The organism is Pontibacterium sp., assembly GCF_964228735.1.
Classification (GTDB): domain Bacteria; phylum Pseudomonadota; class Gammaproteobacteria; order Pseudomonadales; family Balneatricaceae; genus Pontibacterium.
Window position 1 is genome coordinate 45,218 of the sequence record NZ_CAXRBQ010000103.1, and the last position, 11,697, is coordinate 56,914.

At 55.2% G+C, this 11,697-nt stretch carries 6 protein-coding genes; all 6 read left to right on the forward strand.

The annotated features are described in order from the left end of the window. The first annotated feature begins 1 nt into the window (after window position 1). The 6 genes from ACEQ15_RS11790 (at window position 2) to ACEQ15_RS11815 (ending at window position 11,573) form a co-directional block, all read left to right on the forward strand. Window positions 2-637: a TetR/AcrR family transcriptional regulator gene (locus ACEQ15_RS11790; RefSeq protein ID WP_370279388.1), complete on the forward strand. Its 636-nt coding sequence runs from the start codon at window positions 2-4 to the stop codon at window positions 635-637. After that, window positions 634-4,080, forward strand: a complete 3,447-nt coding sequence (locus tag ACEQ15_RS11795; RefSeq protein WP_370279389.1) for an acyl-[ACP]--phospholipid O-acyltransferase — start codon at window positions 634-636, stop codon at window positions 4,078-4,080. The genes ACEQ15_RS11790 and ACEQ15_RS11795 overlap by 4 nt, the downstream gene beginning before the upstream one ends. Before the next feature lie 737 nt (window positions 4,081-4,817). Further along, on the forward strand, window positions 4,818-8,312 hold the full coding sequence (locus ACEQ15_RS11800) for an indolepyruvate ferredoxin oxidoreductase family protein (RefSeq protein WP_370279390.1): 3,495 nt from the start codon (window positions 4,818-4,820) through the stop codon (window positions 8,310-8,312). Between the two features lie 44 nt (window positions 8,313-8,356). Continuing rightward, window positions 8,357-9,409 carry a Leu/Phe/Val dehydrogenase gene (locus tag ACEQ15_RS11805; protein ID WP_370279393.1) on the forward strand — a complete coding sequence of 351 codons (1,053 nt, stop codon included), beginning with the start codon at window positions 8,357-8,359 and terminating at the stop codon, window positions 9,407-9,409. A gap of 118 nt (window positions 9,410-9,527) precedes the next feature. Continuing rightward, the gene (locus ACEQ15_RS11810) at window positions 9,528-10,943 is read left to right on the forward strand and encodes a sodium-dependent transporter (RefSeq protein ID WP_370279391.1); all 1,416 of its coding nucleotides are present in this window, start codon (window positions 9,528-9,530) and stop codon (window positions 10,941-10,943) included. A gap of 264 nt (window positions 10,944-11,207) precedes the next feature. Next, complete coding sequence (locus tag ACEQ15_RS11815; protein WP_370279392.1) at window positions 11,208-11,573, forward strand: hypothetical protein; 366 nt, start codon at window positions 11,208-11,210, stop codon at window positions 11,571-11,573. Window positions 11,574-11,697 lie beyond the last annotated feature (124 nt).

The window sequence follows — 11,697 nt, forward strand, 5'->3', positions numbered from 1 at the left end:
CATGGCAAGACGCAGCGATCACACCCGCGAAGAGCTGCAGGAGATGGCGCTCACTGCCGCTGAAACTCTGTTGGACGAGCAGGGTGGGGCGGCACTGAGTACCCGTAAAGTGGCTTCAGCAATCGGCTATTCGGTGGGTTCTCTTTATCTGGTATTTAAAAACCTGGATGACCTCTGCTGGCAGATTAACGCCCGTACCCTCGAAGGTCTGATGCATACGCTGGAGCAACAGTCTGCTGACCAGCCTCCGCGCGATCGCCTCAAAGCCTATGCCAATGCCTACCTCGATTACGCCCGCGAGTGGTCCCACCGTTGGGCGTTGCTGTTTGATCACAGCACCGATGAGGGCGATGCCCCGGAATGGCTGCAGGATAAGATCGCAACACTGTTCGGGCGTGTTGAAGTTGACTTGGCTGAGCTATACCCAGATGAAACACCGGAAGATATTACCCTGGCGGCCCGCACGCTGTGGGGTGGTGTACACGGAATTACCCAATTGAAGATGCGCGACAAACTGTTCTTTGGTGGCGATTCGGCGGCACAGTTGATGACCGATAGCCTGATCGATCGTTATCTGGATGGTTGGGCCTATACCAAAGGACAAACCAAAGGAAATGCAAAAGGAGATGCAGCATGATTGGTTTGCTTAAACAGAAAGGATTCATTGCCTTTATTTTGATGGCGTTTATCAACGCGTTTGTGGATCTTGGCCACAAGATCGTTATTCAGAACACGCTGTTTAAAGCCTATGACGGTGACGTACAGATCCTGCTGACCGCAGTGGTAAACGGTCTGATCCTGTTGCCGTTTTTTATGCTTTTCACGCCCTGTGGTTATGTTGCGGATAAGTACTCCAAAAACGAGGTGATGCGGAAGTCCGCCTGGGCGGCGGTGGCGATCACTTTGCTGATTACCTTCTGTTACTACCAGGGCCTGTTTATTGTGGCGTTCGGTCTCACCTTTATCCTGGCGGTGCAGAGTGCGTTCTACTCACCGGCGAAGTATGGCTACATCAAGGAGCTGCTGGGTGCCGACAACCTCAGTGAGGGTAACGGCTGGGTGCAGGCGACCACCATGATCGCCATTCTGAGCGGTATCGTGGTGTTCTCGCTGATGTTTGAGATCCGCCTGGAAGGGGCGGCGCAGATGAGTCCGGAAGAGAGTCTGCTGCGTGTGGCGCCACTGGGGTGGGTGCTGGTGGCCGGTGCCGTGCTGGAACTGCTGATGGCGTATCGCTTGCCACGCACACAGGAAACCAATACCGAATCCCGCTTTGATTGGGGTGAATACGCCAAGGGTAAAACCCTAAAAGCCAATATGGGTATGATCCTGGGCCATCGTCCGATCTTCCTGGCGATCATTGGCCTCTCCCTGTTCTGGTCGATTAGCCAGGTGATGCTGGCGGTATTCCCGGCCTTTGCCGAAGAGCATCTGGATCAGCACAACACTTTTGTGATTCAGGGGGTGATGGCGCTGGCGGGTATCGGCATCATGATCGGTTCGATCATTGCGGGACGTCTGTCGCACAAATACATCAACGTGGGCTTGATTCCGCTGGGTGCAGCGGGCGTCGCGGCAGGCCTGATCCTGCTGCCGCAGATGCCTAGCATGTGGCTGCTAGGGGCAGTGTTCCTGATGATCGGTATGTTTGGTGCGATGCTGAACGTACCGCTGAATGCACTGATCCAGTTTAACGCCGGTGAGAACGAGAACGGCCGTGTGCTGGCCGGCAGCAACTTTATCCAGAACCTGATGATGTTCGGCTTCCTGGTGATCACCGTATTGAGTGCCTACCAGGGCGTGGATGGTGTGTATCTGCTGTGGACACTGGCGGTTGTGGCGATTGCGGGTACCGTAATGGCGATCACCACCGTACCGGAAGCGTTCCTGCGCCTGATCGTGCTGGGCCTGTTGAAGCGCAAGTACAAACTGCAGGTGCTGGGTTTTGAGAACCTGGCGGAAGACGGCAAAGGCATGTTGCTGCTGGGTAATCATATCAGCTGGCTGGACTGGGCGATTATCCAGATGGCCTGCCCACGCCATATCCACTTTGTAATGGACCGTAGCATCTACGAGCGCTGGTACCTGAAGTGGTTCCTGGATATCTACGGTGTGATCCCGATCTCCGGTGGCAAGAGCCGTACCGCACTGAAGAAAGTCACTGAACTGCTGAACCAAGGCAAGGTGGTGTGCCTGTTCCCTGAGGGCTCCATCAGCCACACCGGTCAAATTGCCGAGTTCAAGCGTGGATTTGAGCGTGCCTGTGAAGGTGCAGAAGGTGTGATCGTTCCGTTCTACCTGCGTGGCCTGTGGGGCAGCAAATTCTCCCGTTCTACCGAACGTATGAAGGACCTGCGTAACAGCGGTATCCAGCGTGATGTGATTGTGGCATTTGGTAAGCAGATGCCGATCGACAGCAATGCTGAGACCGTGAAAAAGCGTGTGGCAGAGATGTCGATCAGCGCCTGGGAGGAACACACCAAAGGCATGGAAACCTTGCCGCAGGCATTTATCCGTACCGCCAAGCAGGAGCCAACCGAGTGGGCGATCACTGAGGTAAAAGACACGCCGCTGACCCACGCACGTCTGCTGACCGGTTGTGCCATCTTTGCCCGTCGTATCAAGAAGACCGCCGGTAAGAATATCGGGCTGCTGGTGCCGACTACCAACGCCGGTGCCATCGCCAACATGGCGTCTCTGATGGCGGGTAAGACCGTGGTAAACATCAACTTCACCGCGGCGGTTGAATCGATGCTGTCGGCGCTGGAACAGTCTGACGTTGAAACCATCGTTACGGCGCACAAGTTTGTGGCCAAGCTGAAGCTCCGTGGCATCGATGTTGAGCCGCTGTTTGAAGGCCGCAACGTGTTGTACATGGAAGATATCAAAGCGGGTGTGAGCAAAGCCGAAGGCCTGCGCACGCTGTTGATGGTGAAGCTGCTGCCAACCTTTATGCTGCAGTGGATTCTATGTAAACGCACGAACTTGGAGGATACTGCGGCGATCTTGTTCTCATCAGGCAGCGAAGGTGCGCCAAAAGGTGTGATGCTCAGCCACCGCAATATCATGGGTAACCTGCGCCAGACCTCCGATGTGCTGAATGTACGCGATTACGACAAGATCATGGCAACTTTGCCGCTGTTCCACGCATTTGGCCTCACAGTCACCTGCTTTATGCCGCTGATCGAAGGCATTCCGGTGGTCTGCCATCCGGACCCGACCGATGCGCCGAATATCGGTAAAGGGGTGGCCCGTTTCCGTGCAACCATCATGTGTGCAACCTCCACTTTCCTGCGCATCTACACCCGCAACAGCAAGCTGCATCCGATGATGCTGGACTCCCTGCGTGTGGTCGTGGCCGGTGCCGAGAAGCTGGATCCGAAAGTACGTGAAGCCTTTGAAGCCCGCTTCCGTGTGCCGATCCAGGAAGGTTACGGCTGTACCGAGACCACGCCGGTGGCTGGTGTGAACCTGCCGGATCATCTGGTTGTGGGTGAGTGGCATGTGCAGGTCGGCACCAAACAGGGTACGGTCGGACTGGCGCTGCCGGGTTCTACCTTCCGCATCGTTGATCCGGATACGCTGGAAGAGCTGCCAACGGGTGAAGACGGCCTGATACTGATCGGTGGTACCCAGATCATGAAAGGGTATCTGAACAATCCTGAGAAAACCGCCGAGACCATTGTCGAGCTGGATGGCATCCGTTGGTACAAGTCTGGTGACAAGGGGCATTTGGATGAAGACGGCTTCCTAACCATCGTTGATCGCTATTCTCGCTTCGCTAAGTTGGGTGGTGAGATGGTGAGTCTGACCGCGGTGGAAGGGGAGGTGCGCCGTATCCTCAACCAGCCGGAACTACCGTTGGTGGCGGTGAACATGCCGGACGCCAAGAAGGGCGAGAAGGTTGTGCTGCTGGTGGAAAGTGCACAAACCGAAGACCTGCGTGATCAGCTGATCAAAGGTGGAATGCCAGGTTTGATGATCCCTGCGGCGGTGCATGCGGTGGAGACCGTGCCGGTGTTGGGTAGTGGTAAAACCAACTTCAGCGCAGCACGTGAGATGGCGGAGGCATTGGTATAACCCGATCATTCGTAGCAGCCCGCTCCGAGGGCGACTTTTCCTTGCGACGAGGTTTGTCGCGGTCGGAGCCCGCTGCTACGAGATTTGACACTCCGTAGCAGCCCGCTCTGAGGGCGACCGATCCAATGCCAAGAGAGGTGGTGGGAAATTTCACCTAAAGCTTCAAAAAATTATATAAATTATCGATCTGCTTGTTCGTAAAAACTGTTGGTTTGTGCGCTGCCCAAGTCAACAGCCCCTCCTAGGTAATATCCCTTATATTTCAAAATATTACGCTTTTTATGAATGCGTAATCACAAACTGTGTCGTGTTATCCCGTTCAAACCCCGATCACAAAATCTAAATTTTCAGGTCACTTTTGTGCAATTTGTAGCCTTGACTTGATTTGGCCCCACCGATAATGTTGATCGCCGAATCGCCCCAAAAAGGCGTTCGCAAGAATTACTGACCGGCCACAAAACCCGCCGGACACAATAAAAACAATATGCGACCAACGCTGCGATCCAGCTGCGGTTTGAAGGTAATTTGTTATGATGCTATCTCTATTCGCTGTTTGCGCGCATCCTGCGTGTGTCTCTGCACAACAACCGGTAGTCACCGGAATTTCTCCACACTCCCAGATTGAACTCACGGCGCGACTGTAACCCGTCCGCACCTCCGTTCATTCAAATTCTTCACTGATTTGTCCTGACTCCAGGCGGCATCTGTGCACCTGATCGGGGCTGGGAGCGATACGCATGCAAGAAGAAATAACCCTCCAGGATAAGTGGGAAAAAACGTCAGGTCGGGTATATATCACCGGCAGTCAGGCGTTGGCACGTCTACCCATGTTGCAGGCCGAGCGCGACCGTGCGGCCGGTTTGAACACCGCCGGATTTATCTCCGGTTACCGTGGCTCTCCACTGGGCAATTTCGATAAGACCCTGTGGCAGATTCGCGATTACCTCAAAGAACACAACATCACCTTTCAGCCAGGTGTGAACGAAGATCTGGGCGCCACCGCCGTCTGGGGTTCACAGCAGGTCAACATCTTCGAAGGCGCGAAATACGACGGCGTTTTTGGCCTCTGGTACGGCAAAGGACCGGGTGTCGATCGCACCGGTGACGTACTCAAACACGCTAATGCCTTTGGCACCACGCCACACGGTGGTGTACTCGCCGTAGCGGGTGATGACCACGCCTCCAAATCCTCCACCTTACCTCACCAGAGTGACTTCGCGTTTATGGACGCGATGATCCCGGTACTGTACCCGTCCGGCATTCAAGAGATGCTGGATTACGGTCTGTACGGCTGGGCGATGTCCCGTTACAGCGGCTGCTGGGTAGGCTTCAAGGCACTGGCTGAGGTGATGGATTCTGCGATCTCCGCCAACCTGGATCAGGACCGTCTGGAGATCAAGATTCCAACCGATTTCGAGATGCCGGAAGATGGGGTTAACGCCCGCTGGCCGGATAAACCGATGCAGCAGGAAGAGCGTCTGCAGAAGTATAAGATCCGCGCTGCACAGGCTTTCTGCCGAGCTAACCGACTGGACCGTGTGATCATCGAGCCGGAACAGCCACGTTTCGGTATCGTTACCACCGGTAAGTCCTACCTCGACGTACTGCAGGCGCTGGAAGATCTGGGCATCAGCCACGAGCTGGCTGCATCTCTGGGTATCCGCCTTTACAAGGTGGCAATGCCTTGGCCGCTGGAGCCGGAAGGCATCCGCGAATTTGCCCAGGGCCTCGACGAAGTGCTGGTGATCGAAGAGAAGCGTGGCCTGATTGAAGATCAGCTGAAAGAGCAACTGTTCAGCTGGCAGGATGATAAACGTCCACGCGTGGTCGGCAAACGTGATGAAAACCAGAGCGAACTGGTGACCTCCCTGGGTGAACTGACCCCGGCGATGATAGCCCGTGCGATCGCATCCCGTATCAAAGCGTTCTACAGCAGCGAGCAGATGAAACACCGTCTGAGCTTCCTGGATGACAAAGAGGCAGAGCTGGCACAGCCGCGTGCACTGCTGGAGCGCACGCCACACTTCTGTTCCGGTTGCCCGCACAACACCTCCACCACACTGCCGGACGGTAGCCGTGCGCTGGGTGGTATCGGTTGTCACTACATGGCGACCTGGATGGACCGTGGCACCGACACCTTCACCCAGATGGGCGGCGAGGGTGCAACCTGGATTGGTCAGGCACCGTTTACCGACAACGGTCACGTGTTCCAGAACCTGGGTGACGGTACCTACTTCCACTCCGGTCTGCTGGCAATCCGTGCCTCTGTGGCGGCGGGTGTAAATATCACCTACAAGGTGCTGTACAACGATGCCGTGGCGATGACCGGTGGTCAGCCGATCGACGGCACCCTGACCGTGCAGCAGATTACCCATCAACTCTACGGCGAAGGTATTCGCCGCATCGCGTTGGTGAGTGATGAGCCGGACAAATATCCAAGCCGCGCCGACTTTGCTGACGGAGTAACGTTCCACCACCGTGACGACCTGAATGCCGTTCAGCTGGAGCTGCGTGACATTCCGGGTTGTACCGTGATGATCTTCGACCAGACCTGTGCGGCTGAGAAACGCCGTCGCCGCAAGCGCGGCAGCATGGTCGACCCGGATCAGCGCGTAGTTATCAACACCGAAGTCTGCGAAGGCTGTGGTGACTGCGGTGTGCAGTCCAACTGTCTATCCCTGCTGCCGGAAGAGACCGAACGCGGTCGCAAACGCAGCATCGACCAGTCCGCCTGTAACAAAGACTTCAGCTGTGTGCGTGGTTTCTGCCCAAGCTTTGTCACCGTAAAAGGTGGCAAGCTGCGTAAGCCGGAAGCACTGGCAAAAAATGTCACCTTCCCGGAACTGCCGGAACCTCATCTGCCAACCAGCGACCAGCCGTACAACATCATGCTGACCGGCGTAGGTGGTACCGGTGTGGTAACCGTGAGTGCACTGCTGGGCATGGCGGCCCACGTTGAAGGCAAGGGCGCGGCGGTACTCGATCAGATCGGTCTGGCGCAGAAATTCGGCGCCGTGATGAGCCACATCCGTATCGCCAACTCCCAGGACCAGATCCATACCGTGCGTATCCCGGCAGGCGAGTCCGACCTGATGATCGGCTTTGACCTGATGGTGGGCGCCAGCGAAGAAGCGCTGGGCAAACTGGACCGGAACCGCAGTCGTGTGGTGGTGAACAACCACGAAACCATGCCGGCGGCTTTTACTCGCGATCCAGACCTGAAAGTACCTACCACCGACATGCAGCAGGTGATCGTGGATACCGCGATCGAAGGCGGCAGTCACTGCCTGGATGCTACCAAACTGGCAACCAAACTGCTGGGTGACGGCATGGCGGTGAACCTGTTCTGCATCGGTTATGCCTGGCAGAAAGGCCTGATCCCACTGACCCGAGAAGCGATCGAAAAAGCGATCGAGTTGAACGGTGTGTCCGTGGATGCCAATAAGCAGGCGTTCCTCTGGGGCCGTCGTGCAGCCTTTGATCTGCCAGCTGTTGAGGCGCTGGTAACACCAGACAGCGCGGTTCAGGTGGTGAAGATGATCCCAAGCCTGGGTGACGTTACCGAGCGTGAGATGCAGCACCTGCGTGAATACCAGAACGACGCGCTGGCACAGCGTTACAAGGCGCTGGTGGACAAGGTGCAGGCAAGCGAGAAAGCGTTACAAGGGCAGCAAGCACTTACCAAGGGCAATCGCCTGACCATGGCCGTTGCCGAGAACTACAGCAAAGTGCTGGCCTACAAAGACGAGTACGAAGTGGCCCGTCAGCTCACCTCCGAGAAGTTCCAGCAGCAGTTGGAAGCTCAGTTCGAAGGTGAGTTTGAGCTGGAGTTCAACCTGGCGCCGCCACTGATCTCCAAGATCAACCCGGCCACCGGTCGTCCGCGTAAGCGTAAGTTCTCCAGCAAGATGCTGCCGATGCTGCAGAAACTGGCAAAGATGCGCAACCTGCGTGGCACGCCGCTGGATATCTTCGGCTACTCCGCTGACCGCCGTCTGGAACGCCGCCTGATCAGCGAATACGAAAGCGATATCAACACAATCCTCAGCAACCTGAGTTCTGTTACCTATGACGATGCCTGTGCGTTGGCAGCATTGGCGGGCTCTATCCGCGGTTACGGCCCGGTGAAAGATGCGGCTTACGAAAAAGCCCAGCCGCAGCGTCAGGATCTGCTGAGCCGAGTTACCCAAACCTCCCACAACACCAGCAACCTGCAGGAGGTTGGGGTATGAATGCATTGATGAAAGAAGCACTGAACACGAAGGAAACATCCAACATGTCTGTTTTTAGCCATCCGGAATTTGATAACCACGAACAGCTGGCGTTTTTCTGCGACGAAGAGACCGGCTTGAAAGCGATCATCGCCGTACACAACACCAACCTGGGTCCGGCGCTGGGCGGCTGCCGTATGTGGGAATACGCCAGCGACGAGGAAGCACTGTGTGACGTGCTGCGTCTGTCCAAGGGCATGACCTATAAATCCGCGCTGGCCAACCTGAAGCTGGGCGGCGGCAAGTCCGTGATCATCGGTGACCCACGCAAGCACAAGACCGAAGAGCTGCTGGCGGCGATGGGCCGTTTCCTGGAACGTACCGGCGGTCAGTACATCGCGGCGGAAGACTCCGGCACCAGCGTACCGGATCTGCAGGTGATGAACCGCTTCACTGAAAACGTAGCGGGTGTGACCGAGCGTACCGGTATTGATGGTCTGCCATGTAACGGTGACCCGTCTCCAGCAACCGCGTACGGCACCTTCATCGGTCTGAAAACTGCGGTGAAACACAAGCTGGGCCGTGATGACCTGACCGGTCTGAAAGTGGCGATCCAGGGGGTGGGCAACGTGGGTTACCGTCTGGCTAAACACCTGAAATACGCCGGTGCGGAGCTGTTCGTGACCGATATCCACGAAGAGTCCGTGCAGCTGGCCGTGACCGAGCTGGGCGCAACCGCGGTACCGCAGAGCGAGATCCTGTCTCTGGATGTGGACGTGCTGGCACCGTGTGCTTTGGGTGCGGTATTGAACGACGTGAGCATCCCACAAATCAAGGCAAAAGTGGTGGCCGGTGCATCTAACAACCAGCTGGCGCATCCGCGCCACGACCAGCTGCTGATGGATCACGGCATCCTGTACGCACCGGATTACGTGCTGAATGCCGGTGGCATCATCGACGTCTACTACGAGCGCGTGGGACACGAGCACGAGAAAGTGCGTGCGCACATCGAAACCATTGCAGACACCCTGGAAGAGATCTTCAAACGTTCCGATGCGAGCGGTCGTCCTACTGGCCAGATCGCAGATGAGCTGGCTGAAGAGCGCTTCATGAAATAGCACTTCATGAACTAACCCATTCTGATCCAAGAATACGCAGCCTGCGGGCCGTTTGTGGGCTGCGTATTTATTAAAAAACTAAACCTCTCTGAAGATAAAAATAAGATGGAGACTTCAAATGACTGAATTGACTCAGAATCCGGCTGCCGGATCTGCAGCGTCTGATGACTCAAATGCTGGCCACCCAATGTGGTCTTCCCGACTGGCCTTTATCCTGGCGGCCAGTGGTTCCGCCGTTGGCCTGGGGAATATCTGGAAATTCCCATACATCACCGGTGAGAACGGTGGTGGTGCGTTTGTGCTGGTCTACCTGCTGTGTATCGCCCTGATCGGTATCCCGATTATGGTGGCCGAGGTGGCGATCGGTCGCCGCGGTGGTTCCAGCCCGATCAACAGCATGCGTAAACTGGCTGCGCGGGATGGTCTATCAAAACGCTGGGTATGGCTCGGCGGTATGGGCATGATCGCCTCGTTCCTGATCCTGTCGTTCTACTCCGTAATCGGCGGTTGGGCGCTGGCGTATGTGGGTAACTCTGCCGGTGGCCTGTTTGTGGGCGCGAGCTCCGAGTCCATCGGTGAGATGTTCGGTGGTCTGCTGTCTGATCCGTACACCCTGTTGATGTGGCACTCCCTGTTCATGGTGCTGGTAGTGATGATCGTGGCACGTGGTGTCAGCTCCGGTATGGAGAAAGCGATCAACATCCTGATGCCGATCCTGTTTGCGCTGATTCTGGTGATGGTGGGTTACGCCATGAGCACCGACAGCTTTGGTGCGGGCTTCAGCTTCCTGTTCAGCCCGGACTTCTCCAAGCTGACCACAGAAGGTGTACTGACCGCACTGGGTCACGCGTTCTTCACCCTCAGCCTGGGTATGGGTGTGATGATGGCGTACGGCTCCTACCTGCCGAAAAATGTATCCATCGTAAAAACCGCGTTCACCGTATCCATCGTCGATACTCTGGTTGCGCTGCTGGCCGGTCTGGCGATTTTCCCACTGGTATTCGCTAACGGCATGGAGCCGGGTGCAGGTCCGGGCCTGATCTTCCAGACCCTGCCAATCGCCTTCGGCCAGATGCCGGGTGGTGTACTGTTCGGCACCCTGTTCTTTGTACTGCTGGTAGTTGCAGCGGTAACCTCCGCAATCTCCCTGCTGGAGCCGGTTGTAGAGTGGTTTGAAGAGCAGAAGGGCATCGACCGTACCAAGGGTGCACTGATCGGTGGTTGGAGCATCTGGGCACTGGGTGTACTGACCATCCTGTCCCTGAACGAATGGTCCGGCTTCCACCCACTGGGTATGTTCGAGCGCTTCGAAGGTAAAACCATCTTCGATCTGCTGGACTACGTAACCGCGAACCTGATGATGCCTCTGGGCGGTCTGTTCATCGCACTGTTTATGGGCTGGTTTATGTCCAAGCAGGCAACTGAAAACGAACTGTCTATCGGTAACGGCGCAGCGTTTAAACTGTTTATGTTTATCCTGCGCTTCGTGACTCCGGCTGCAGTACTGGTGGTGTTTGTTTACAACCTGATGTAGGTAAATTGAAGGCATGTCCGCATCAATATTGAAGCGGGCATGCCGGATTTGTTCAAAGAGTAGGCAGTGAGTTTTTGAGCGCTCGCTATATTTGAGGAACAATGATAAAAGGGAGCTCTTAATAACGTATAAAAATTCCTAAAATTTTTATGGCCGAATGTTATACATTGGGGGCTTTTGAGTTAGTGCTTAAGTATATCCGGGTTCTGTTTTTTAGGGGTTTTAGTTCTTGGTGTTTGTTTAATATTTATAAGGAAGTTGAGTGTGGGTCAAATAAAGGCGGATGTAAGAGATGGATTGCTGAATGACTATCCGGAGCAAAGGGATTTCTTGATCCCGTTTCTTAGCGGCTTTTATGTTACTTGGGGGCGTAAAAGAAAAGAATATAATACTGATATTTATGTCTATTTTCTATCTCCTGAAGATCACTTTAAAGAATCATATGGATTTGATAACGAAATTTTATTGGTTTATACGCCGTTTAAGCGTATGGAACCACGTGCTTTGCAGGCAGTGGAGCAGGTTCTATCAACCTCTCCAGCGAAAGGGAGAGTGGAAACGTTAAGTTATTTTCTTGTTTCTGATGCAGAAGATGTAGTGGAGTGGCTTGAGTCTTACCTGAATCAGTGAATTCATCTGCTATTGCCGTGCCACCGCATTGAATATAACCACATTCTTTAACACCGCTCGATCTTATCCGGATTCTGCCGCCGCATCTGCGCTACTGCAGCATCATTCACCGTCTTCTCCGACG